Source organism: Paenibacillus sp. FSL R5-0527 (genome assembly GCF_038008055.1).
GTDB classification, from domain to species: domain Bacteria; phylum Bacillota; class Bacilli; order Paenibacillales; family Paenibacillaceae; genus Fontibacillus; species Fontibacillus macerans.
The window spans coordinates 541,051-563,970 of record NZ_JBBOYI010000001.1 but is presented as its reverse complement, the minus strand read 5'-3'; the positions used below and the strand labels follow the sequence as shown (position 1 = coordinate 563,970).

Here is a 22,920-nt window from a genome sequence, read left to right as displayed (position 1 = left end):
TTATCAGCCAGGCTCGGTTACGTCAATAGATTTAGGCTAGGCGACTCGGTGGACCGCTATCTCGGAGCGATACGGTTCCCCCTTCTGAACCATGCCAATGAGGATTCGAGCGAGTTTGCCGATTAACTTGGTGATTGAAGCCATCTTCTTCATTCCTTTCTTCAGGTTGTACTCATGCCATCGCTTAAAGTCCGGATGTTGGCCAACCAAGCCCAGCACGCCCAGGTAGAGATACTTGCGAAGCATGCTGTCCCCGCGCTTGGAGAGCTTGATCTGTCCTTTGAACTTGCCCGAAGTACGTTCCGCTAGATTCAGACCGGCCCGGCGCAGCAGTTGACGCCCATGGGCATAGTTACGCAAATCTCCGGCACAAGCCAGAAGGGCCGCGATCGTTATGGTTCCAAGGCCTTTAATACTTCGCAACTGCCCAGCTAGCGGAATACAGCCTAGTAACTTCTTGACTTCCTGCTCGATCTCCTCAAGCGACTTGACGGCATATTCATACGCATCCAGCAAACGCTGCAGGTCACGCCGCGCTTCTTCAAGTGCCTGTATATCGCCGATACTATGTGCAGCCACCAGAAGAAGCCGGGCGGCCTTCGCTTTGCCACTTACTCCGCCCGCACGTTTCATCCCTTGCTCACGCCAAGCTTCGATCACGTCATCCGTACGAAGACCCTGCAAGTCGGACGGCAACGGAAAGGCGCGGAGCGACGCCAGAGAACGCAAAACTGTCCAATCCGGGAAGACCGAACGGAATTCCGGAAACTTCAGATCGATCCAGCGGATAATGCGATTTCCCAGGCTCACCTGCTGCTTGACCCAAAATTCTCGATCACTCATAACCGCCTTGAGTCGTTTGAAAACAGCCGCCTCTGGCGTATAGTCCGTGTAGAAGCCTCGGCTAACTACGTCGGCAATGTTCAATGCATCCTTGGGATCGTTCTTGGACGGGCAATTGTCGCGATTTTCCTTATTACGATGCACTGTTACCGGGTTCACCAGTACCACCGTGATCCCTTGCTCCCGTAACCAATTCGCGAGATTGAACCAATAGTGGCCTGTGGGCTCCATGCCGACGATGAGTGAGGATAGATGGTGTTTGTCCTGTACGTCACACGTCCAGCGCAGAAGCTTCTCAAAGCCTTCCCGCGTGTTTGCGAACGACAGATGGCGTGGTGTCAGGACACGCCCCCGAAAATCGGTCACTTGGGCGGCATGAACATCCTTGGCGATGTCAATCCCGATGATCGCATGCTGCATGGTAATTCGTTCAATCCGTTGATTTGTGGTTTGAATTCGAGTAGACTTCATAGTAAGCGCCTCCTGATAGGTTTTAAGGGCTTTTGACCCGTCGACACCCCTATCATACGAGGCGCTCCTGTTTTTTTCAAAGACGAAATCTTAACCTACACAGGAATGTTTAGAATTTTGAAAGGGGCTTTTTTCGGAAAATAGCCGCTGCTACAACCGTTAGATCTTCTGCAAGCTCAATTTTAGTTCGAACACTTAAGCCTTTGCGGGAAAACTGAAATATATCAAGGCAACAAGTTGTCTTGTGCAGGGGCTTGAGTTTATGCAACGCCAGTGGCAGATAAGGTGTTTCCGTTCCGTTAAGGGCGCTCCTGGTCCCTTAGCCAACACAATCAGCCAGCACAAGATGAAGTCCTCCGTTCCCAGGGCCAGCCGACCGTGAAGCACCGTTATTTAAGTCGAGCGATAATAATAGCGGCACTTCAGGGTCTTATTTTCCAAACTTGAGTAATTGGGTGGTCATTAGCGGATTTTTTTGTACTTATTTTCCAACCAACGGTGTGAAAAGCAGCCATTTCCCTGCGACTCGAGAAAATAGAGGCATAAAATGTTGCTATTCCACTCTAATGGGGGCTTGCCGCCGAAATAGGGGCATTTTTTGCCGTTATGTCAAACCAAGCCGAGCCAGGTCGAGCCAAACCAAGCCGATTCAGGTCGATCCAAACCAAGCCGAGCTAAGTCACGCCAAACCAAGTCGAGCCAAACCAAACTAAGCCAAGCCAAACCAAACCAAACCTGCGTAATTTCAGGGGCTGGAGCCGTCCGCTAATGATTGTTGGAATAAAGTTTGATTTCATCAAATTCGCCGTACCGCGACATTTGGGCGTACACTTCACCGGCGACGGCGAGGCCGTCGGCCTCCATCGCGAGCCATACCGCCCCGACGACGGGCTCCGTGGCGAGCGTCACAACCGCGGCGTGCGGCGCTGCCGCCCGCACGGCCCGCTCGATCGGACCGCGGATCCAGCCGCAGTCCCCGCGCGTGAGCAGGCTGCCGGCCAGCACGACGTCGAAGACGTCGAGCTCCAGCCCCAGCCTGCGGATCACCGCCGCCGCCGACTTGCCCAGCTCGTCGCCCTGGCGGCGCAAAATCTCCAGCGCCACCGCGTCGCCCTCCGCGGCGGCGGAAAACAACAGCTGGGCCGCGTCGACCGGCACGGCTTTGCCGTGATCGAGGAAGTCATGGAACATGTCTTCCACGTTCGCGTACCCGAGCATCCCCAGCAGCAGCCCGGTCAGCCGCGTCGGCTGCTCCCTGCCGTCCCAGGCGCGGATGACGGAGCGGAACACCTCGATGTTCAGTGCGCCGCCGCCGCCGAAATCGCCGTACATATAATCGAAGCCGCCGCATTGGTAAAACGCGCCTCGCGGATTGCGGCCCGCCGCGTTGGTGCCCGTGCCGCAGATCAAGGCGACGCCGTAAGGGCGGTTCGTTCCCGCCCGCAGCCCGATCATCGTGTCGCAGTCGATCGTGTATTTCGTGAACCCGATCCCGCGCACAAGCGGATGGAGGACGCGGTAGTCGGCTTCGCGGTCAGCTCCGGCCAGGCCCAGATAGGCGTGGCGCAGCTCCTCGATGCGCAGCCCGGCTTCGTCCAGGGCCATCCGGGCTGCTTCCCGGATGCTGCGCTCCGCCCGCTCGGCGCCAAGCTGGTGATTGCCGTTTCCGCTCCGGCCTTTGCCGAGCACATTCCCGTGCTCATCGGTCAACAGGGCGTAGGTTTTGGTGCCTCCCCCGTCGATCCCCAAATAATATCCCAATCGTAAGTCACTCCTTGTTCGCGGTCGTCTCCCGGACGATCAGCTCCGGATCGATCCGCAGGCTGGCGCCGCGCTTCATTTTGCCGTCGATGCGCTTCAGCAGCATGTCCGCGGCGGCCAGCGCGATTTTGTCGGCGGGCTGGCGGACGGTGGTCATGTGAGGCCGGAGCCGGGAAGCGATGAAGTGGTCGTCGTAACCGACGACCGCTACCTTCCCGGGCACCTCCACGCCGGCTTCCATCAGGGCGTTCACGACGCCGAGGGCGATGTTGTCGTCGCCGGCAAACACGGCGCCGGGCAGCTTGTCTTCGCGCAGCCAGCGCTTGCATGTCTCGTAGCCGAAGGCGATATCGAAATCGCCGTACACGATCTCAAACGGCTTAAGCCCTTGCTCCTCCAGCGCCTGCATAAAACCGCCGCGCCGCTCCCGCGTGCTGCGGAACACCTCCTGGCCGCACAGATGGGCGATGGAGGTATGTCCCAGCTCCAGCAGATGCCGGGCCGCCGCATACCCGCCTTTCCAATTGTCGACCGTCACGGAGAAGGCGTCGTTCTCCGGCTTCTGGTGATCGATCAGCACATACGGAATCCCGCGCCGCTTGAGCTCCAGAATATAATTGTCTTCATCCATCGGCGAGAGGAGGAGCAGGCCGTCGACCCGGTCCTCCTGAATCAGGTAATGATCGCCGCCTTCGCCGATCCCGGCCGAAACCGAAACGGCCAAATAGTAGCCGTGCAGCGCCAGCACCTCATTAAGCTCTTTGACCACCGCATCGAAAAAAGAGTCGTGCAGCGTCGTAAGGATTACGCCGATGATGCCGGTTTTGCCGCTGGCGAGGCTGCGGGCGGCCGCATTGGGGCGGTAATCCAGCTCCTTCATGGCTTCGAGCACCTTTTGCCGGTTTTTCTCCCGCACGGTTTCCGCCCCGTTCAGCACACGGGATACGGTCACGACCGAAAGCCCCGATTTTTTGGCAACGTCAAAAATACTAACCTTCATTTCGATTTCTCCTTGCGGCAGATTTTCCGTTCCTTGAAACCTTTTTGTTAGCTTTAGTATAACAGGCCCGGCTTATCGTCCGCTAAAACATCAGACTATCGCTTAAGAATTTCGGTGATTTTTTTCTGAATCGCGGGCATCACTTCCTCTACCGTTTTATGGCCGGTTTCGATCGGCTGCATCTCATTGATGAACATGTCGTTGATTTGCGAGTAATGGGTGACCAGGTGATTGTAGGATTCGAACCCGTATTTCGTGGCGCCTTCGTAAACTTTCTTCACATCTTCCGGATTGACGCCTTCAAAAAACTTGTAGTACGTTTCGGCCGCTTTCGCATTGACCGGCGGATTGCCGCCGCTCAGTTCGATCGACCGTTCCTGCACTTCGTCCGTCAGCAGGTATTTGATCCACTCGAACGCTTCCTGCGGGTGCTTGGAGTCTTTCAGAATCAGCAGCGGATCGACGAACAGCGTGCTGCGCACCTTCTCGTTGCCGCCCCAAGGCACCGCGGCTACGCCCGTCTTGAACGGAAAATCGTTGGCCCCGGCCAGATTCCAGGAGCCGCCGACGGACATCCCGATCTTCCCGGCGACGAACGGATCGCCGTTTTGGCCGGCCACGCTTTTGCTCCATTCGGACGTGGGGGACACTTTGTCCTTGAAAATCAGCCCAAACAGTTTATTGTAGGCCGCGATCACCTCCGGCGAATCGAAATACGTTTCCGACGGGACGCCGCCGTTGGTCCAGGTGTCCGCGGAGTAAGGCTCCGCGCCGAAGTAAAGCGGGCGCATGTCGCGTTCGGCCCAGGTGAAATCGACGCCGTACTGCGTTTTGGCGATGTCGTCGGAGATGACCGTCAGCTTCTTGGCGTCCTCGACCATTTTGTCGAACGTCCAGCTCTTGTCCTCGAAATCGCTGGGCGGATAAGGGACGCCCGCGGCGTCGAACATATCCTTGTTGTAGAGCATCAGCGTAACGTAGATGTTTACCGGAATGCCGTAGGTGCGGCCCTCGACCTTGTAAATCTCCATCAAATGCTCGGGAATGCTGTAGTCGGCGGCGTTAAAGCCGTCTTCCTGCATCAGATCGGTCAGGTCGAGCAGCATGTTTTTGTTATAGTATTCGGCGAAGCCGCCGTAGCCGTAATGGCTCGTGACATCGGGCGAATTGCCGCCGGCGATCAGCGTCTGCAGCTTGCTGTCGAACTGCTCGTAGGGCGCTTTTTCCACTTTGACTTTAATATTCGGGTGGGTTTTCTCGAATTCCGGGATCAGCTGCTCGATAAACGTCCGGTCGGGCGAATCGATCGTGTAGTGCGTGATCGTCACCTGCCCGGTGCCGCCGCCGGAGTTGCCGGCGCCGCCCTCGGCGCCCCCGCCGGAACCGCCCGGGCCCGGGCCTGCGCCGAGGTCGCCCGCCGATTTGCCCCCGCCGCAGGCCGACAGGATGGCCGCCAGAAGCAGGATCGCTCCCAATAAGGCGATAAAGCTTGGTTTGGTTGCTGCGCGCTTCTTTTTCATAAAACTCAATTCCTCCTTGGTTTCAAGTAATTCGCTGCCGCACGCTCTCGCGGCCGTTACGACTTGATGCCGGTGAGTACGATGCCTTCGACGAATTGCTTCTGGGCGACGGCGAACAGCGTGACGATCGGAACCATCGCAAGCACGGACGCCACCATCAGCAGATGCCACGGCGGGATGCGGAACCGCGACGAGGTGAGGGAGGCCATCCCGACCGGAAGCGTAAACAGATCGGACGAGCTTAAGTAGAGCACAGGGGTCAGCAGGTCGTTCCAGCTGTAAATGAAAGCAAAGATCGCCACGGTCGCCAGGGCCGGCCCGGACAGCGGGAGGGCGATTTTGTACCACATGGCGAGCTCGCTGCAGCCGTCGATGCGTCCGGCGTCGAACAGTTCCTCGGGCAGGGTGGCGAAAAACTGCCGCAGCAAAAAGATGTTGTACGCCGACCCGAAAAACGCCGGAACGATCAGCGGCAGGAACGTATCGATCCATTGCAGTTTGGAAAACAGCACGAACTGCGGAACCATGATCGCCGGATAGGGCAGCATCATCGTGCTGAGCAGCAGCATGAACCAAAACCCGTTGCCGCGGCCCCGGTATCTGGCGAACCCGTAGGCGACGAGCGCCGAGGACAGCAGCGTGCCGAAGACGGTGAGGATGCCGATGGTCAGACTGTTCTTGTACAAGGTGGCGAACTGCAGGGTGTCGAAGATTTCGGCGTAATTGCCAAAGCTCCAGCTTTCCGGCAGAAAAGTCGGCGGAAATTTCAACATCTCGCGCTGCGATTTCAGCGAGGTCGAAACCATAAAGAACAAGGGCAGCAGCATCAGGAACGTCGCCGCGAGCAAAAGAATAAGACTGGCGATTTTCACCGCGTCCGGTTTTTGGCGGGGTCTAACCGTGGAAGTTGCGGAGCGGGGGGTGGCAGCCGGAAAAGAGCTCATCTATCGTCTCCCTCCTTCGTAATGAACGTAACGGTTGGAAAGCTTCATGATGAGGGCGGTGCAGGCCATGACGGCGATCAGCAGCATCCAGGCGAGCGCCGACGAATATCCGGCCCGGTATTCCTTGAAGGCGCTGGTGTACAGGTTGTAGACGTAAAACCAGGTGGAATAATTGGGGCCGCCCTGCGTCATCACGAACGCCTGCGTGAACACCTGGAACGAATCGATGATCCCCATGATGAGCTGGAACAGCAGCACGGGGGAGATCATCGGCAGCGTGACATTCGCGAAGATGCGCAAACGTCCCGCTCCGTCGAGCTTGGCGGCTTCGACCAGGCTGGACGGCACGCCCTGCAGGCCCGCCAGGAACAGGATCATTCCCGAGCCGGACGTCCACAGCGTCATGATGATGAGCGCGTACAGCGCGGTGCCCGGGTCCATCAGCCAGGCCGGGCCGGGAATGCCGAACCAGGACAGCATGTAATTGAACAGGCCGATCTGCGGATTGAAAATCCAGTACCAAAGCAGCGACATCGCCACCCCGGAGACCATGCTCGGAAAATACATCGCCGTCCGGAAGAACCCCCGCAGCGGCAGCTTCTGATGCAGCAGCAGCGCAAATCCTAGCGCCAGCAGCAGTTGGACCGGCACGCTGATGAAGGTGTAGCGGAGCGTGACCGCCACGGACTGCCAGAACAGATCGTTGTGGAACATCTCGATGTAGTTGGCGAGACCGACGAATTCGGGCGGGTGGATAATGTCGTAGTCGGTGAAGCTGTAATACAGCGATGCCAGGATAGGATACAGGGCAAAAACCACGAAGCCGACAAGCCAGGGAGAAATGAACAAATACATGTAGAACGTTTGCCTCCGGCTTTCACGATGAATCACGGAACCACCAGCCTTTCTCGGATAAAGTTAAAGCGCTTTAACTTTTGTTGAAAAATATATTACAAAAAGAGGAATAACCAAGGATTGTTTGCGAATAAAATTAAAGGGCTTTAATTTTCTTCGGTGATTATCCATATCATAGGCGATCGGCGGAAAATAATCAACCCTAAATTTTTATTTTGGAATCGCTTTCTGTAAGGATAGCTGACGGGAGTTTTGCGCTTTTGAGGGGAATCCGACCTGCACCGGTTGAACATATGAAAAATCTACGCTGGAGATATTGTTTGTGTCAGGTTATATTACGCGTTGGTTATAGGCATTGGCAGAGTTGCGGCGGACAGTCCAAACAGGCCGTCTGCATTGCAGAGGCCTGTTTCTAAAGCGCAGAAGCCCGCTTCTAAAGCGCAGAAGCCCGCTTCTAAAGCGCAGAAGCCCGCTTCTAAAGCGCAGAAGCCGCTTCTAAAGCGCAAAGGCCAGCTTCCAAAGCATCCGCCGAAAGCGGAAGAACAGGGGCCGAGCCGGGGAGCCGGCTAAACGGAAGGATAGGGCGGCGGAGTCATAAAGCCGTCGATTTCCAGCGCCTTTTTCTCGATTTCTTCGCGCGTTACGATCCCCTTCTCCATCAACAGCTCGATCATCGCGCTGAGGGTCACCAGCTGATGGTAATGCTCCTCCTTCATATCGGCCAGCTTGGCCAGAACGTTCACTTCGTTCATGGGCGAAGAATGATAGGATTTCATAGGTACCTCCTTAAAGTTATAAATTAAGGCGAAAATCCGAAAATTACCTGATAGAAAAAGGCTTCAGTACCATCAAAATATGGTAAAATAAATCTATCAATCTATCGCTTTACTATAGTGTAGTCCGAAATGCAGTCAAACATTCCTATTTTTAAGAAAAAAAACGCAAAACCCCCGTGGTGGCGGCAACCCGTAAGCGCAGCGCGGCGTCAGGAGAATTGATGAGCGCCTGACATATGGCTTTGCCTTATAGGCATAAAGTTGAAGGGGACCTTTGTTTTGCGTGAAGCGTTCTAAAGAAAATGGCGGCCGAGATCAGGGACAGAGTATGGAGGGGGAGAAGACGATGGGATTGTTTGACGATGATTTTTATTCGACGAAAGTGCCGGGGCGGCGACGCTTGCGTATGCCCGAGGACGGCAAACGTCGTTGGCTGGAGGTGCGGCGCGGGCAAGGGCTGTCCACGCTGCAAATCTCATTGATCTCTTCCGTGTTAAGCGCGGTTGTCGCCGTTTTATTGTTCAGTTTTATTGTGGGGCTTCCTTCTACTACCTCCAGGGAAACCGCTTCGGCGGGGGCGGCCCCGAATACCGCGAATCCGTTCGACCGGATCAGTTGGGCTGCGGCCAAGGCGGCTCCGGCGGTGGTCAGCATCCTGAATCACAGCGAGCTGTCGCACGGGGATCCCGAGCGGGCGGCGCTCGGTTCGGGCGTGATTTTCAAGAAAGCGAAAGGCAAGGCCTACATTATCACCAATACGCATGTCATTAGCGGTTCCGAGGACCTGGAAGTGGTGACGAGCGACGGCGTTTCGCACAAGGCCAAAGTGACCGGCCAGGACTCGATTAACGATATCGCGGTGCTGGAAATCGGCGATAGAGGAATCCATTCGGTGATCGACGTCGGCGATTCCAACAAGCTTCGCGCCGGGGAGACGGTTATCGCGGTCGGCAATCCGCTCGGGCTGAGGGGAACGCTGACGTCCGGCATCGTAAGCAATACGAGCCGGATGATACCGGTCTCGCTGAACCAGGACGGGGTTTACGATTGGGAGCAGGAAGTGATTCAGACCGACGCGGCGATCAATGAGGGCAACAGCGGCGGAGCGCTGGTGGACCTGGACGGGCGGCTGATCGGGATCAATACGATGAAGATCGCCGACACCGGCGTGGAAGGGCTGGGCTTTGCCATTCCGGTGAACGATGTGATGAAGACGGTTGACGATCTGCTGCTGCACGGCAAAGTCGTTCGCCCCTATATGGGCGTGTATACGCTCGATCTGGATAACCCGTATTCGCCGATCACCGACGAACAGCGCCAAGATTTGAAGCTGCCAAGCCACGTTACGGAGGGCGTCATTGTGCTGGAGGCCCACGGTCCGGCGCTGGCGGCGGGGCTGAAACTGAACGACGTGATCATTCAGCTCGACAAGCAACCGATCAATTCGACGATGGAGCTGCGCCGTTATCTCTATGAAAACAAGAAAATCGGCGAGGATTTGCAGGTCAGCTATTACCGGGACGGTAAGCTGCAGAGCGTCATGATGAAGCTGACCGACAAGCCGTCGGACGAAGAGATCGACGCGGGGCTTGAAGATAAATAATTGACTTGTCCAAGGCTTATGGCCGCAGGAACGATAAAGATTCCGTTACATCAGGAAAGCCGTAGAGCAAGGCGACGGGGGTGTAGCCGGAATCTTTTTTATTTGGGTGACCTTTCCTTTTAGGGAAAGAACAGAGGGGAGATGTAGGCTTGAAAAAAATATTTTATTTGTGGCTAGTTGCTGTTTTCCTGTTGATTAACGGATGCATGATGGGAAAACAGACTGATGCCCCGCCTGTTCCCGGGGATGTGAATATCGATCAAAAACCGAAAAATTATGCAGGATTAACAATAGCAAAAGATGGTGTACAGTGGGATCCGGGTTCAGAAAATTCCAAATCTTTTGAAGAAATCCTGCTTGAAGTACCTTTTAAGGTTCAACTTCCCTCACCACCTTTTGGGGTTACCCATCGAGCGGCTGAGATTGTTCCTGCGCCTTTTGATATCATTCGATTAACTTTTGCAAATGTTGATATTGGAGAGCAGCTAATATTATCCATTTCCAATTCAAAGGACAACTCAAAGCCCGAAGGAGAAGGGGGTCCCAAATTAAGCAACGGGAGTCAAACCTGGATTCAAAGTAATCGGGATTTTAGCGGGCTATATTGGCGATATGAAGGTTTAACCTACGCCTTAGCGTCAACCAAGGTGGAGCATGGGGCTTTTGTTCCTTTGTATGATATTTCTGATTTAGTTGAAATTGCAAATACGATAAAAAATAGTTCACAGTAAGACAGATATGTATATTGCTCTTACTCGAGGTACGGGTGAGAAAAATAAGTTAACAGGAACAAGGAATTGCCCTTTGCATGCGGCTTGGGCGGTTCCTTTTTTTCGCGGAGTATGGTAGAAAGGATAAAGGACAACCTGTAATTACGTGAAGATTCCGCCGGGCAGGCGGTTGGAAGAGAAAGGATGCCTGGAATTTATGTATGTCGTTTGCAAGGATCATGTGGAACTGGCGATTGATATGTTCGTGGACGAATTCGAGGAGGCGCCCGACGTGGTTGATTTGGAGCACACGAAGTTCATCGACTGGGAGCCGCCGGTGAAGTGCCAGGAATGTGAGCAAGAGGCGCGGTTTTTGGTGGTATGAGGAAACGGAGGCGGTTTTCTCCATGGGGGAAAGCGGCCTTTTTCTTTTGGGCAGGTTTGCCGCCTAAATAGGCGGACTCCGGAGAAATCTAATGAGTAAGTAAAAAGATTTCCCGGAGGAGTGAGGTCAATGAACCCGAAATGCACGCTGCAAAGGTTGGCGGGGGTGAGTATTCTTTTCGGCGGGCTGCTTATGCTTGCGGCTACGCTGATGCACCCGCCCGCGACGAATCCATGGGCCGGTAACGAGGTGCTGGCCATGGTCGATAAGATGAGGACGTACTGGCAGTGGGATCATGCGCTGATGCTGACGGCAGTGCTGCTGTGGCTGGGCGGATGGTCGGCCGTCGCGGGGATGTACCAGGAGAAGCCGGCCGCGGGACTTGCTTCCGGTTTGTTTGTATCGGGTTTGACGATCTGGATGCTCATCTTGGCTATGGAAATGACCGTGACGCCGGTCTTGTCCGGGCAGTGGGCCCGTGTTGCCGGTTCCGGCGCGGATGCGATCGGTGTAGGGTTGTTTGCTTTCGGCATTATGGCGGGGGATTTAGCCATGCTGCTGGCTTGGCTGGGCATTTGCCTGCTCGGCGGGGTTTGGCTAGGGTTGAAGGATCGGGCGCCTATAGGGCTGGTGATGATTTGGATCGGCATCGCCGCGGGCATTTGGGGAGCGACTGGCATCCCGGCCGCGCTGCTGCTCCCGGATTGGAGTCTGGTTCTTCTTCCGTTGACCTCCGGTCCAGTGTTTGTCTGGACGCTGGTTGCGGGATGGATGATGGCGAGAAAAAATGGAAGCGAGCGCTTCGAACATAAACGGGGACTCTGAACGGCAGAGGGAAAAATGGTGGCGGATCAGCACGGTTAGTCGGGCAGGCTGCCTATAGATTTTGCTCTAGGATTGGGCGGCTTTGATCCGCTGATACATTTACGAAGCTAAGGGGATTGAACATGTACATACAAATCATTGCCGTCGGCAAATTGAAGGAAAAGTATTTGGTGCAGGGGATCGCTGAGTATGCGAAACGTCTTACGCCCTATGTGAAGTTTCAAATCGTCGAGGTCCCCGACGAGAAAGCGCCGGAGACGATGAGCGAGGCGGAGGTGCTTCAGGTGAAGGAGCGCGAGGGGGAACGGATCCTCGCGCAGATCAAGAGCGACGCGCATGTCATCGCGCTCGCCATCGGCGGCCAGCTCTGGAGCTCGGAGGAACTGGCCGCCGAACTCGACCGGCTCGGCACGTACGGGACGAGCCATGTCGCGTTTGTGATCGGCGGCAGCCACGGGCTCGCCGATAGCGTGCTCAGCCGCGCGCAGCAGCGGCTGTCGTTCGGGCGCATGACGCTGCCGCACCAGCTCATGCGCCTCGTCCTCACCGAGCAGATTTACCGCGCGGTGAAGATTAATCGGGGGGAACCGTATCACAAGTAGGGCGAAATTTCATATCTTCACTTGCTGAGCAGATCATATCGTGGGTTGTAAATCACTATTCTAAATGTTCCAGATGTTCAAAATATACTAATTTGAAAGTTTTAAATTGACAGGAACATTCAAATCAATTACTATTACACTAGAAGGACATTTTGAATCCGGGGGTAAGGGCATGCAAACGACATTTCAAGTGGATCTAGACAACGAAAGGGAAGTGGAGAATCTCAGGCAGTTACTGGATTTGAGGCTTAAACAGCTTCGAAATGAACGCAGTGATTCGCAAAACGGCGAGGGTGGAATTGAAGGAAGTGTAAACAGAGCAAATGCAAAGCTTGGTAACATTGAAATTCTCAAGCAATTTGCTAGTGAAGCTTCACCAAATCAACATAAAGTTCTTAAATGGATGAAGGAACACCCTGGTGAGGTTTCGGCGCATGTCCTGAAGCGTGAAATGCCGTTCTTGGCACCCCAAGGGGCACTTCCTGGTGTTTTTCGACCCGGCAGATGGCAAAAGCTCTCTGGTGGAACAAAAGACGGTTTCCCCTTCTTACAGATTGCTTGGAACCACACTGAAGGTTGCGGAATATATCGAGGCCTAACAGTAGAGGAAGCTGGCATTCTGGACTTGTGAGGATCAAAAATATTCAGAAGTATTATAGTTAAGAAAGGATGATTTCAGTGAGCAATTTACCCGAAAATTACCGTAAACGCTGGACCCAAGAGGAAAATGAAAAAGTAAACATATTCGCTGATAGTTTGAGTTCCCAACAAGAGCTTGCTGAACGTGGTCCGGATTTTGCTGCTTCAATGGGAAGACCGGTAAGTACAGTACAATATAAGGTCGAGAAGCGAAGAAATTGGTATAGTAGAAATACGAATAGAAATTAGTGGTAGAATTAAGAGATCATTGGAAGTTATAATAGTTAGCTATTGTCCCTTGGCAGAGGGGGTTTCCATACAAAGGAAACCCCCTTTCGCCGTGCCGTCTAGCTTGTCTATTCCTACTCATGCAGGCTATAACGACCAAGAACGCGGCTCTTTAGGCGGAGTCCTCGGTGTTGCTCACAGCTTTCGCTTCTGTCGGAACTAGCAAAAGTCTTTAATGGATTCTTCAAATTTAAAAATCTCCAAAATGTCGTAGTTCCTGTTTGAGATGTTAATTCCGTATTCCGGTTTGCTTTTTTGTCCAGGCTTGTCATAGTTTCGATCAACAAAAACTTCATTTGGTGCTTTCCAAACTTCAGCGGGCAACAAGAAAAAGTCGGGCATTTGGCCATCCATGAAAATAACAAGAGCTAAATACAAATTACTATTTTGAATATTAAACTTACTCTTTTGAGCAAAAACATATCCCGTTCCTCGAAGAGATTTTACCTGAATCTCTATGAATCTGCCTGTTTTATCCTTAACAATAAAATCAATACCTCTATCATCTACTTCGGATGAAAATACTTCGAGACCATAAGATGCAAATTCCATCTTGGCAAAGTACTCAGCATAACGACCTAATTGCAATGAATTAAGTGCTCCCCAGTTTGTATTTGGCATGAGCGATCAGTCCTCCAAATATAAAGTGTTAATATATTATTACTTAGACGACCAAATGGCCCGCTTAAAGGGCTTATTCTCTTGTGATCACATATTCGGAGAGTTTTACTCCCTTGCTTACTTCCGTTGTATATGATTGACGTATTCCAGAAGCAACCACAATCTCTTTCACGCCAAACCCGTTTTTGAGAATAACATCAGCATATTTAATACCGAACAGATGTATCATAGCGACTTGATTCCCGTGAGGCGCACTTCGATACATATCCCTAAGAATTTTTCCAAGCTCAGTTACTGTCATGAACAATCCGTCCCTTCTGAATATCAGTTTACTATTGCTTCTGTTGATTTCAGCGGAAATCCTGCTAGTTAGTAGATTAGATGGTGAAAAGTTCAAATATTATATGAATAGAGTTTAGGATCTGGATCTAGAGGGAAAGCGCTTTGCCAACAAAATCCTTGCATAACGAGAATGATTTGTATACGATAGGCCTGCCAAATTAAATAAAGGGGACGCTTCTATGAAACTGGACATGCAAGAGCTCATTAATTTTATCATGCAAGAAACAGGTCATTCAGAGGAACTCGTCGAAGTAATATTGGATTGTGAATTGGATTTTTTACGGAGTAAGGGACTGGTTATGGATGGACCACCCGAAAATGAATCGGAACATTCGGAGCCTATTATTATTGATACGGACGAAATGGAAGCATATATTGCAGAAAAGTTGAAGGTTTCTAAAGATATTGTCGGTGGAGTTCTAGGCGGGGAAGATGCCTTTATGGAGGCTAAAGGTTTGGTAGAGTACGAGTAATTAGATTACAATAGAAATCAATTGCTTAAGCCGTGGGGCCTTTCCAGACAAAGGAAAGGCCCCTTCTGCCATGTTGCCAGCGGAAGGGGCTACACTTAAAAAATGCTTTTCGGTATCTTCATTAAACATGAGCTCGACATGTTCTACACGGCGCTTACTATCCAGCGTGATCTTCTTAACGACGAGATGCAGTAGGGTCTTTCGTTGTTGAAATGGTGAATTTTGAAGCAGGGCATCGAAATTCGTCATAAGGGAACGTACAAGTTCGTAGGGTACAGGATCTGCCTGATCGTCTTGCAGTTCCACTTCCAGCTTTGACCTGCGAGCAAGCTCGATATCGAGTTCTTTGTTTAAAAGGATCAAACGTTCTGAAAACAAGTTCCGGTCTATGTCGTTCATTTCATATAGTTCAAGGTATTTTCGTTTCTTTTCTTCCAGCTTGGAGATGCGGGTCTGAATGGCAACCAGTTCATCGCGGAGCGGCTTGGCTCGTCCAGATCGGTGTTCATTGACTCTTTTAACGACTCTTTGCAGAACCTTTGGATTTACCGCCGCTTCGCGAATCCGAGAGGTCACGGCCTGTTCTGCCTCATGTTTACGGATGCTGTTGGCGTGACAGACCGAACTGCCTTGACTACGGAACCGACCGCAGGAATAATACATTCGGGTAATTTTTGTGCCGTCCTTTGACCGATTGATCGTGCGGCTGGCGGTCATTGCTGCGCCGCATTCGGGACAGCGTATGAGTCCGGTAAGCAAATATTCTCCTTCAAAGCGTTTCTTGGGCAATGACCCCTTCTTTTTTCTCAGGAGTTTTACCTTATCCCACAATTCCTCGGTGATAATCGGAGGATGATTGCCATCAACGAGTATAGGCTCATTGCTTATACCCTTACGCCTTCTCTCTGCCCAGTTTTCGTAGCGATTGTAACGGATTTTGCCTATAAACATTGGGTTGTCCAAAAGATCTCTGATTGCTGTAGTGGAGAAAGGCTTGCCGGTTTTGGTTCTGTGGCCTCGGTGGTTCAGTTGATTGGCAATGGTTTTGAGGCCATGTCCGGAGGCATACTGCTCAAAAATATAGCGAACGATGGCTGCTTCTTCCTCAACCACAACAACCACCGATTTATTCTCCCTTGAATCGCCTTTTCCTTCAATGACCTTATAGCCGAGGGGCACCTTACCATTATGACGTCCGGTTTTTGCGCGTTGGCGATGGCCCATTTTCACATTATCAACAATTGTATTCCGTTCCAATTCGCCTACCGCACCCATCATTTGAAGAGCAAAGCGGCCCATGGGGGTTCCGGTGTCAAAATTCTCTGAAAAGGAACGGAAAGCAATGTTGTTTTTCTCCAGCAGATCGACAATATGAAGCAGATCAATATTTTTTCGAGCCATACGATTGAATTTCCAAACAATAACTTCATCAAACTTCGCTTCTTCGGCATCTTTCAGCAGCCGTTGGAGCTCATATCGTCCCTTTATGCTTTTACCACTGACACCTCGGTCTACATATTCACCGACGACTTCATTCCCGTACAACTCGCAGTATTTTCTCAAAGTATCAAGTTGAGCATCAATTGAATACCCATTTTCTGCCTGATCTTCCGTGCTTACCCTAGAATAAATGGCAACTTTCCGTACCAACTCTTGATTTTTCTCTATCATCGATGTTCACCTTCAATTTGATTTGTTGGAATATTGAGATTTAGAAGTGCTTCCGAGCCATGAATAACTGCTTTGCTGATGTCTCGATTAGCTGGTAATGTGATCTTTGCAATCATCCTTCGAAACAATGATTTTTGCTGTGTGGGTGTTGCACCTTGTAATACGGGTTGAAAATCGGAAAGCACGCGGCGAATGCGATCAATTGGAATAGGTTGCTCTGGATCACTGTCGATCTTCCGCTCTAATTCGGTCTGCTCTTGTTCCAATATGCTTATTTCAGATTGGAGATTTAGAAGCTTGTTTTTTAGTTCCTGACTGTCAATGTGCCCATCCTCAAAAAGCTCATAGCAACGTAGGTTTCGTTTCTTTAATGCGGAAATTTGAGTTCCTATTTCATTAATCCGTTTTCGGAAGGGTTCCAGTTTTCTATCCCGTTTTTGATTAAGTTCTATTGCCAATTTTTCCGCAACCGTAGGATGGCAAAGAAAATTCTGGATATGCCTGCCTACCAAATTCTCAGCCTGGTCGGCTCGCACATGATGAGGTTTACAAACTGCCCTGCCTCCAGAACTGTAACGACCGCATATATAGTACCGATCAATGTGCCGCATTCCATTCTTTCGAGTGCGTGAAACGTGAGATGCAACCATGCCGCTTTCACATCCAGGACATTTTAGTAATCCGGTAAGCGGGAATGTATCGGTAATGACTTTACTGGGCGGTTGTGAACGGCTTGCCAGTCGCAATTGAACCTGTTCCCAGAGCTTCATTGGAATGATGGGCTCGTGTTCTCCTTCTACAACCTTTTTAAGGCCCGGGGCGCTACTGTCGGTGTAGGAGATTTTTCCGATGTAATTCACATTTGTTAAAATACCGCGTACTGAAATGCAGCTAAACGTTTTTCCTCTTTTGGTGCGAACTCCGCTACTATTTAGCCGATTTACTATGGCTTTCAGCCCCAGACCGCTGTCGTACCATCCGAAAATGTTACGGACTAGCTTCGCTTCGTCGGGAATAATCTCAACACGGGAAAGGCTATGATTTACTGAATGTGGAATCCACTGATAGCCAAGCACCTGATTGCCGCTGTTCCACGTGCCCAGCTTGTTGCGCCGCTGCATTCCGAGGCGAACATTCTGTGCAATTTGTGCCCTCTCATGCTCGGCAACGGAGCCGAGCATCTGGAGGGCAAACTTTCCCATGGGAGTATCCGTTTGGAGATGTTCTGTCAGGCTGTGAAGTGTAACATCATGCTTTTCAAAGATTTCGGTAATGTACAGTAGATCCGTCAGGTTGCGAGAAAGACGGTTCAGACGAAGGCAAATCACTTGCTGGAAGAGCCCTTTACGAGCGTCTTCCAGCAACTCGGTTAGCGATGGCCTGCCTGAAATGGACTTACCTGAAAGTCCCGCATCGACATAGAGCTTGTAGACACTCGTCTGCGATTTACGGCAATGATCGTACAAGGCAGCTTTTTGCGCCTCCAGACTAAAGCCATGGACTTGTTCATCCGTTGATACCCTTATATACAGTGCGGCATTCATTTTTACTATCATGCACGACACCTCTATGCTGCTTCTTGCGACGACTGAGTAGAGAGTTTGTCCGCTCCAGTGGAGACATCCTCAGCTTTTAGGTAGTGGCAAATCATGTCCGCCAGAATGTCGATGAATAGCTCAAAATGGTGTGAAGGGTCAGTGTGATCGAATGTTTCCTTCATGCTTGTTCCCCCTTAATGATGATTTTAATAGTATCAAATTAATAATTTCAGCTTGAAAAGGGCTTTGTTACCCCTGCTACCTGGGTAACGCAATCATTCGCTTCCGTTGCGCTTGATTTTTAGACTGTCTTTCGGGAGATGTCTTGCGTGGTCTGGACTTTTCAGCCGGTTGTGTCGGTTGTGTCGGTTCCGTAAGCCGTTTGTTTGCCTACAGGTGTATGCTGGTGGTCTGTTTTTTGGCAGGGGGGATATTTCATTTGACCGACACAACCGACACTAGTCTAATCAGAGCCTTGCCGCGTAAGGGCCCTGACTGTGTCAGTAGAAGCTGTAAACCGACAGTTGAGCGCAGCAGACCGAACCACCCGGGACAGCACACTGGTTTAGGTGATATCCTCGATGTCGCCTACCGAAACACTTTCATTTAGTAGAGTATTTGGGTTCTTCATTAGCTTGATACCTTTGGTGTAACGACCATCCCCTGCGTTGCCTACCTCTGTTTTGATGCCCTTGCTTTGGAGAATTTCACGAATGTTTCGTAGTAGCCGGATTTGGGAATATTGAGCCAATGATCCGTGTCCCTGCCTTTGGCACCACTGCTTGAAGGAGGTTCCAATATCTTTGTTTTTCACGCGATCTTCTGGGGAACCCTTAACAATCATTTCATCGACGAAGCATTCTACAGGATTCAACTCTTCGCTAAATTCCTTGAGAAGATTATTAGCGGCTTGTGACTTGGTAAAGCGATACCCGTTTGCTTCCAGTCGTTTCAGGCCGCTCAATGCAAAATTTAGAATACCTGACAACTCTTCCGTCAACTTGTTCAGTAGGTTTACGTCAGCCTTTTCTTCTTTAAAGGTCTTGTTGAACGGAAGGATTACAAGGCGACGGAGAAAGCCGTAGCTTTTATCCTTTGTGTAAGGAAAGTTATTGAGTGCAAATACGAGCTTGCAGAACGGCTGGTAACTGAAACCTTGTTCATGCTTACGTTCCACGCGGATTGTATCGCCTGATACGATTGATTTGAAATAGGTCGTGTCGAAGCCGGATTTACCCACTTCATTTTCGGTAGCGAGATTGAGAATCTTATCTACCAATTCAGATCTGGCAAAGGAATTATCAAGCTCTCCGAGTGAAACAGAAGAGACATTTTCGATTCCGCAAAGCCGTTTCAATATCTCAGCCAAAACACTTTTCCCGTTGCTCCCTTTTCCATAGAGGATAAAGGCTTTGTGCGCCTTTACTTCTGTGGTGAGGCAGTATCCCAGCATTTCCGCAGTCAATTCGATAAGTTCTTGATCGTTTTGGAAAATATCACTCAGATATTGTAGAAACGTCGGGCATTTAGCAGTAGGATCGTAATGAATGGGCACCTGAATAGTTGAATAGTACCTTTTATCGTGTGGGACCAACTGATATTCTTCAAGGTCCAGCATACCGTTGGCCAAATTAATCATCTTTCGGTTTGGATCCATTTTATCTACCCGTGGAGCTTCGACCTTGAGCGCCGAAATATAGTCTAATTCCAGCTTGGGGGTCCAAGAGTCAGGAACAAAGCTATGCAGTATTCCACGAAGGATACGGGAAACCCTATTGGAATCTTCGAACTTCCATACGCCAGATGACTGGTACACGTAAAAGCGATCATTTGAGTAGATTAGATCAAGTTTTTTTTGAAGAATGTACCGAGCGTAAATATTGCCGTTTATTCCGATTAACCTTCCGGTTTTCTTGGAAACTTCAAGCCCAATTTGGCTAGGATCTACCTGTTGTTTCCAGGAGGGAGTTGTGGCAGTATAGCTGCTTAGTAAAAATCTTGCCGGGCTATTGGTTATTGTACCTTTCTCGTTTCGTCTCAACTGACCGGCAAAGCATTCCGCAATCTTTTGTTCGTCGCATCCCAAGGTTCGGCAGCGTACAAATCTCTTTTTCTCCGACTTTTGAAGGTCCCTAAGCCGCTCTTGGCTGCGTGGACCATGCTTAATGGATGCCTTTGAAAACTCCAATGCAGAATCGGCACCAGCAGAGTGGAAAAGAAGTGAGAGCCATTTGAACCATGTTTCTTCATCGAGGCCGCTTTGCTGCTGTGTAGTCCAGTCTTCGGCAAACACTTTACAACGGGAGACAAGTTTTTGAAGTGCTAGATTGGAATCGGCGGTAAGGGTTCTGGTCTGTTTAGTCATCCTATTTACCATCCATTCTGGAGCGGCTGCGGGATGTAGCTGCTGTTGATCCATTGGTATCTACCTCCGTTGGCATGAATTGATGGGGGAAGGATGGTCTGGCATCCTTCTCCAAGAAGACGGCATTCACTGTGGGCTTGCGAAGTATCCTGAGTCTGGTCGCTGTTCAGAGTGTATTTATCGGGAATTCGGTACAAATACCGCATTCCATTATTGGGAGTTTGAAACATCCACGTAGTTGGCAGATCCCCTCCACTGAGGTGACGGAGAAGGCGTTTACCGCCTTCTCCGTCAACGTCAATACCAACGAGCCCACTTGGACTGCCAAGCAAAAGTCCGATGTTAAAGCAACTCCAAGTATCGATCCATTCTTTAATTCGTTCTTCGTTGGGTGCTTTGCAATGTTGCCAATTTTTGATTAACGGGCGTTTACCCGGTCGATCACAAGTGGCTTTATGTCTACCTGTCATTCCGTCATGGTCATGTGAACAGACGGGGAAAACCGGCCAGCCCATCTCTGCATAAGCGTACATCGCTTTAATGATTGTTTGCATAGTTCTGACCTCCTTCAGGTATAAATTCTTTAAAATCAGTATTCCGTGTAGGTCAATATGAACTGAACGCTCAACACATCCAGGCTTAAATCGTGGAGAACCGGGATCACGAATGGGGAGAGAATCTCCTGAATATTTGCGACAATATCAGAAACTGTGTTAGCAAACGGGCCTTCTGATGACTTGCATTCAAGGTAAATGTGTCCACCAAACACCGTTGTCTGCAATACGTCAAAATGCTGGTTGACCAACTGAAGGATCTTTCCCGCAGATTGCCCCGCTGGGATATTCAGGTTAATTCTGAACGTAGGCATAAAGAAGATTGTGCGGGTAGAGGCTTCAAAATTATCAGGAAGGTTTATATCGAAGCCAATAGGCGCAGGGAGTTGGCTTTGAACAGCAGCCTTCAAGTTCTCCAAGTCATTATCTTCTCGAAAATAGCCCATGATCGTCTTTTCTCCATCTGACTGATAGGACGCAAGGAGGCCTTCAGCCCCATTGAATATGTCCGCGATTTTGCGTGGGAGAAAGTAGTAATCGTAGAACCAATCCTCCCGGCCACCTCCACCATCAATAACGGAGAAGCTCACGTCTTCCACTAGGAGACCCAAGACATCGACCAAATAGTTGTAAACGTTGAGTCGAACCTCTTCGACTTGTTTAGAATCAAAGTCCCCAAAGCAGATAAGTGTTGTTGGAAACCAAAGAACTTCGATTATGAAGTCACTCTCATAAAAATCCATTCTTGAACCGAAAGGCGATGATTCAATCCGCCGACAGGCTTCACTTATGAGGTGCTTACCGTTGTCCGATGAAAAGGGGGTGTTGTCGATACCGGTAATCACCAGCGAAATGTTATCCAAGTGCTTTTCTTGCAGATAACGGTCGTATTCGGTAGCCAACATCCGATAGAAGCCTAGGTCGGGCTGTGCGTCGGTCAAATCTAAGCCTTCAATACACTTCAACTCATCCAGTAGTGAGGGACTTACCTCTGCTTCGGACTTAATGTTTAAGATCCGATTCTGAAGATCGTAGTTCTCCAGAAATTTGATTGCATGAATACGATTTGCCATCAGTAAAACCTCCATTTAGTTAGATTTACCGCTTGCTATCTGCACTGCGGTATTTGTTCACCTTGCGATGAACCATGGCTGGAAACGGGCGCTTGTCTAGAGCGCTGGTAACCAGCGTTATTCGATTATCAAAGAACGGAGGATTTCAAAGCTGATCAGTACGAGAGGTGCTTCGAAATCTTATGGACAAATCATAAATTGATCAATAATCGAAAAGTATGTACTATTTTCTTGTGGAAATGTGGTTTGAGTACACAAACGTTCGTTCCTATACTAAAAAAACAGCAGCCGTTCGGCTGCTGTTATGCATGCAATTTATTCATTTCCTATTTGATTGTACCATTGCTCTTCATTCATTTTCCTTATGACAGCAGAGGCTTTCTTTATCGCCCTTTGAATCTCATTTCTGTAAAACTCAGTATACATTGTGGCACGATCTTCGGGTACTTTTTCGGCTATGTAAGTGAAGTCCTTCATGAGGCGTTCAGTAACTTCCATTTTCAATTGGTGGGCAATAATGAGGCGAATCTCTGATGAACTATAGAATAAATCGTAAAAATTAGCATAATCATCCATGTTTTTTTCCATATTTGCAAAATCAGCCCGATCAATAGCGTCCTTTGTTTCGATAAGATCCTTAGCGTACTCGGTGATCTTGTCATAATCCTGATTTTTGAAGGCAAGACCGGTTTTATAGATTGAGATATGACGAATTAAGAGCATGATTGCCGTCTTTTGGCTTGAAGGAATTCGAATCGGTGAATTTTTCTTAGTTCGATAATCATCCACACTTTTGCCTATAAGCGAACAAGCTTCTTTGAAATTGGCAAGAGTATTCCGGTATGCGCGTTCTTCGCTGATGTAAGGGAATATCTCTTTGGACAGCGACCTTAGAGAATAGTAATCTTTAGGTTCACTGGATTTTTTAGATTTTGAATAGTGAGTGCGTCTATTGTACGGTTTTGTTTCCACCCTATTTAGCCCCTTTCGTGTAAATGATATCAGGAATAAGGAAGGTAGTCCAAAGTCGAGAGGGAGGATGGAAAAAAAGAACGAGGTAA

Annotated in this window: 23 protein-coding genes; 7 read left to right on the top strand and 16 right to left on the bottom strand. The window is 50.2% G+C overall.

Annotation, left to right across the window (positions count from 1 at the left end):
- Nucleotides 1-36: 36 nt before the first annotated feature.
- From NYE69_RS02585 to NYE69_RS02555, 7 genes are all read right to left on the bottom strand, one after another.
- Entirely contained in the window at nt 37-1,314 is a 1,278-nt protein-coding gene (locus tag NYE69_RS02585) for an IS110 family transposase (RefSeq protein WP_326045729.1), read from the bottom strand.
- A 765-nt stretch (nt 1,315-2,079) separates the two neighbouring features.
- Complete coding sequence (locus NYE69_RS02580; protein ID WP_340923573.1) at nt 2,080-3,075, bottom strand: N-acetylglucosamine kinase; 996 nt, start codon at nt 3,073-3,075, stop codon at nt 2,080-2,082.
- 7 nt (nt 3,076-3,082) lie between these two features.
- Entirely contained in the window at nt 3,083-4,075 is a 993-nt protein-coding gene (locus tag NYE69_RS02575; protein WP_340923570.1) for a LacI family DNA-binding transcriptional regulator, read from the bottom strand.
- Between the two features lie 95 nt (nt 4,076-4,170).
- The gene (locus NYE69_RS02570) at nt 4,171-5,595 is read right to left on the bottom strand and encodes an ABC transporter substrate-binding protein (protein WP_340923567.1); all 1,425 of its coding nucleotides are present in this window, start codon (nt 5,593-5,595) and stop codon (nt 4,171-4,173) included.
- Between the two features lie 56 nt (nt 5,596-5,651).
- Nucleotides 5,652-6,539: a carbohydrate ABC transporter permease gene (locus tag NYE69_RS02565; protein ID WP_340923564.1), complete on the bottom strand. Its 888-nt coding sequence runs from the start codon at nt 6,537-6,539 to the stop codon at nt 5,652-5,654.
- Nucleotides 6,540-7,394: a carbohydrate ABC transporter permease gene (locus tag NYE69_RS02560; RefSeq protein ID WP_340923560.1), complete on the bottom strand. Its 855-nt coding sequence runs from the start codon at nt 7,392-7,394 to the stop codon at nt 6,540-6,542.
- A gap of 566 nt (nt 7,395-7,960) precedes the next feature.
- A complete protein-coding gene (locus tag NYE69_RS02555; protein WP_340923557.1) occupies nt 7,961-8,170 on the bottom strand; it encodes a hypothetical protein in 210 nt (69 codons plus the stop codon).
- A gap of 346 nt (nt 8,171-8,516) precedes the next feature.
- Here NYE69_RS02555 and NYE69_RS02550 point away from each other — a divergent pair, with 346 nt between their 5' ends.
- The 6 genes from NYE69_RS02550 to NYE69_RS02525 all read left to right on the top strand — a co-directional run bounded on the left by NYE69_RS02550 (nt 8,517) and on the right by NYE69_RS02525 (nt 12,926).
- Nucleotides 8,517-9,773 (top strand): S1C family serine protease, encoded by a 1,257-nt coding sequence (locus tag NYE69_RS02550; RefSeq protein WP_340930249.1) that lies wholly within the window; start codon nt 8,517-8,519, stop codon nt 9,771-9,773.
- A gap of 149 nt (nt 9,774-9,922) precedes the next feature.
- The gene (locus NYE69_RS02545; RefSeq protein ID WP_340923554.1) at nt 9,923-10,504 is read left to right on the top strand and encodes a hypothetical protein; all 582 of its coding nucleotides are present in this window, start codon (nt 9,923-9,925) and stop codon (nt 10,502-10,504) included.
- A 196-nt stretch (nt 10,505-10,700) separates the two neighbouring features.
- On the top strand, nt 10,701-10,868 hold the full coding sequence (locus NYE69_RS02540; RefSeq protein WP_063836288.1) for a CxxH/CxxC protein: 168 nt from the start codon (nt 10,701-10,703) through the stop codon (nt 10,866-10,868).
- A gap of 129 nt (nt 10,869-10,997) precedes the next feature.
- Nucleotides 10,998-11,693, top strand: a complete 696-nt coding sequence (locus NYE69_RS02535; RefSeq protein ID WP_340923547.1) for a hypothetical protein — start codon at nt 10,998-11,000, stop codon at nt 11,691-11,693.
- 122 nt (nt 11,694-11,815) lie between these two features.
- A complete protein-coding gene (gene rlmH / locus NYE69_RS02530; protein ID WP_340923544.1) occupies nt 11,816-12,295 on the top strand; it encodes a 23S rRNA (pseudouridine(1915)-N(3))-methyltransferase RlmH in 480 nt (159 codons plus the stop codon).
- 172 nt (nt 12,296-12,467) lie between these two features.
- Nucleotides 12,468-12,926 carry a hypothetical protein gene (locus NYE69_RS02525; protein WP_274337832.1) on the top strand — a complete coding sequence of 153 codons (459 nt, stop codon included), beginning with the start codon at nt 12,468-12,470 and terminating at the stop codon, nt 12,924-12,926.
- 455 nt (nt 12,927-13,381) lie between these two features.
- Here NYE69_RS02525 and NYE69_RS02520 read toward each other — a convergent pair whose 3' ends face one another.
- Nucleotides 13,382-13,843 carry a DUF4365 domain-containing protein gene (locus NYE69_RS02520; protein WP_274337830.1) on the bottom strand — a complete coding sequence of 154 codons (462 nt, stop codon included), beginning with the start codon at nt 13,841-13,843 and terminating at the stop codon, nt 13,382-13,384.
- A 73-nt stretch (nt 13,844-13,916) separates the two neighbouring features.
- Nucleotides 13,917-14,144: an HTH-like domain-containing protein gene (locus NYE69_RS02515; RefSeq protein WP_274337829.1), complete on the bottom strand. Its 228-nt coding sequence runs from the start codon at nt 14,142-14,144 to the stop codon at nt 13,917-13,919.
- Nucleotides 14,145-14,364: 220 nt separating this feature from the next.
- Between NYE69_RS02515 and NYE69_RS02510 the strand changes: the two genes are divergently transcribed.
- Nucleotides 14,365-14,658 (top strand): hypothetical protein, encoded by a 294-nt coding sequence (locus tag NYE69_RS02510; protein WP_340923536.1) that lies wholly within the window; start codon nt 14,365-14,367, stop codon nt 14,656-14,658.
- Here the strand turns inward: NYE69_RS02510 and NYE69_RS02505 are convergent, their stop codons facing one another.
- The 7 genes from NYE69_RS02505 to NYE69_RS02475 all read right to left on the bottom strand — a co-directional run bounded on the left by NYE69_RS02505 (nt 14,659) and on the right by NYE69_RS02475 (nt 22,831).
- Nucleotides 14,659-16,329, bottom strand: coding sequence for a recombinase family protein (locus NYE69_RS02505; RefSeq protein WP_340923533.1), 1,671 nt, complete (start codon nt 16,327-16,329; stop codon nt 14,659-14,661).
- The gene (locus NYE69_RS02500) at nt 16,326-17,885 is read right to left on the bottom strand and encodes a recombinase family protein (protein WP_274337826.1); all 1,560 of its coding nucleotides are present in this window, start codon (nt 17,883-17,885) and stop codon (nt 16,326-16,328) included. The genes NYE69_RS02505 and NYE69_RS02500 overlap by 4 nt, the downstream gene beginning before the upstream one ends.
- A gap of 11 nt (nt 17,886-17,896) precedes the next feature.
- Nucleotides 17,897-18,049 carry a hypothetical protein gene (locus tag NYE69_RS02495; RefSeq protein WP_274337825.1) on the bottom strand — a complete coding sequence of 51 codons (153 nt, stop codon included), beginning with the start codon at nt 18,047-18,049 and terminating at the stop codon, nt 17,897-17,899.
- 383 nt (nt 18,050-18,432) lie between these two features.
- A complete protein-coding gene (locus tag NYE69_RS02490; RefSeq protein ID WP_340923528.1) occupies nt 18,433-20,286 on the bottom strand; it encodes a DNA primase family protein in 1,854 nt (617 codons plus the stop codon).
- Nucleotides 20,238-20,786, bottom strand: coding sequence for a bifunctional DNA primase/polymerase (locus tag NYE69_RS02485; protein WP_274337823.1), 549 nt, complete (start codon nt 20,784-20,786; stop codon nt 20,238-20,240). The genes NYE69_RS02490 and NYE69_RS02485 overlap by 49 nt, the downstream gene beginning before the upstream one ends.
- A gap of 35 nt (nt 20,787-20,821) precedes the next feature.
- Nucleotides 20,822-21,859, bottom strand: a complete 1,038-nt coding sequence (locus NYE69_RS02480; protein ID WP_274337822.1) for a hypothetical protein — start codon at nt 21,857-21,859, stop codon at nt 20,822-20,824.
- Between the two features lie 315 nt (nt 21,860-22,174).
- Nucleotides 22,175-22,831 (bottom strand): hypothetical protein, encoded by a 657-nt coding sequence (locus NYE69_RS02475; RefSeq protein ID WP_340923524.1) that lies wholly within the window; start codon nt 22,829-22,831, stop codon nt 22,175-22,177.
- Between the last annotated feature and the right edge of the window lie 89 nt (nt 22,832-22,920).

What these genes read in the sequence shown, in the direction of transcription:
- NYE69_RS02570 (WP_340923567.1), bottom strand. Translation starts at nt 5,595, where the DNA reads ATGAAAAAGAAGCGCGCAGCAACCAAACCAAGCTTTATCGCCTTATTG.
- NYE69_RS02505 (WP_340923533.1), bottom strand. Translation starts at nt 16,329, where the DNA reads ATGATAGAGAAAAATCAAGAGTTGGTACGGAAAGTTGCCATTTATTCT.
- NYE69_RS02500 (WP_274337826.1), bottom strand. Translation starts at nt 17,885, where the DNA reads ATGATAGTAAAAATGAATGCCGCACTGTATATAAGGGTATCAACGGAT.
- NYE69_RS02565 (WP_340923564.1), bottom strand. Translation starts at nt 6,539, where the DNA reads ATGAGCTCTTTTCCGGCTGCCACCCCCCGCTCCGCAACTTCCACGGTT.
- rlmH (WP_340923544.1), top strand. Translation starts at nt 11,816, where the DNA reads ATGTACATACAAATCATTGCCGTCGGCAAATTGAAGGAAAAGTATTTG.
- NYE69_RS02510 (WP_340923536.1), top strand. Translation starts at nt 14,365, where the DNA reads ATGAAACTGGACATGCAAGAGCTCATTAATTTTATCATGCAAGAAACA.
- NYE69_RS02555 (WP_340923557.1), bottom strand. Translation starts at nt 8,170, where the DNA reads ATGAAATCCTATCATTCTTCGCCCATGAACGAAGTGAACGTTCTGGCC.
- NYE69_RS02535 (WP_340923547.1), top strand. Translation starts at nt 10,998, where the DNA reads ATGAACCCGAAATGCACGCTGCAAAGGTTGGCGGGGGTGAGTATTCTT.
- NYE69_RS02485 (WP_274337823.1), bottom strand. Translation starts at nt 20,786, where the DNA reads ATGCAAACAATCATTAAAGCGATGTACGCTTATGCAGAGATGGGCTGG.
- NYE69_RS02540 (WP_063836288.1), top strand. Translation starts at nt 10,701, where the DNA reads ATGTATGTCGTTTGCAAGGATCATGTGGAACTGGCGATTGATATGTTC.
- NYE69_RS02515 (WP_274337829.1), bottom strand. Translation starts at nt 14,144, where the DNA reads ATGACAGTAACTGAGCTTGGAAAAATTCTTAGGGATATGTATCGAAGT.
- NYE69_RS02560 (WP_340923560.1), bottom strand. Translation starts at nt 7,394, where the DNA reads ATGTATTTGTTCATTTCTCCCTGGCTTGTCGGCTTCGTGGTTTTTGCC.
- NYE69_RS02490 (WP_340923528.1), bottom strand. Translation starts at nt 20,286, where the DNA reads ATGGATCAACAGCAGCTACATCCCGCAGCCGCTCCAGAATGGATGGTA.
- NYE69_RS02480 (WP_274337822.1), bottom strand. Translation starts at nt 21,859, where the DNA reads ATGGCAAATCGTATTCATGCAATCAAATTTCTGGAGAACTACGATCTT.
- NYE69_RS02525 (WP_274337832.1), top strand. Translation starts at nt 12,468, where the DNA reads ATGCAAACGACATTTCAAGTGGATCTAGACAACGAAAGGGAAGTGGAG.
- NYE69_RS02550 (WP_340930249.1), top strand. Translation starts at nt 8,517, where the DNA reads ATGGGATTGTTTGACGATGATTTTTATTCGACGAAAGTGCCGGGGCGG.
- NYE69_RS02585 (WP_326045729.1), bottom strand. Translation starts at nt 1,314, where the DNA reads ATGAAGTCTACTCGAATTCAAACCACAAATCAACGGATTGAACGAATT.
- NYE69_RS02520 (WP_274337830.1), bottom strand. Translation starts at nt 13,843, where the DNA reads ATGCCAAATACAAACTGGGGAGCACTTAATTCATTGCAATTAGGTCGT.
- NYE69_RS02575 (WP_340923570.1), bottom strand. Translation starts at nt 4,075, where the DNA reads ATGAAGGTTAGTATTTTTGACGTTGCCAAAAAATCGGGGCTTTCGGTC.
- NYE69_RS02495 (WP_274337825.1), bottom strand. Translation starts at nt 18,049, where the DNA reads ATGAAGGAAACATTCGATCACACTGACCCTTCACACCATTTTGAGCTA.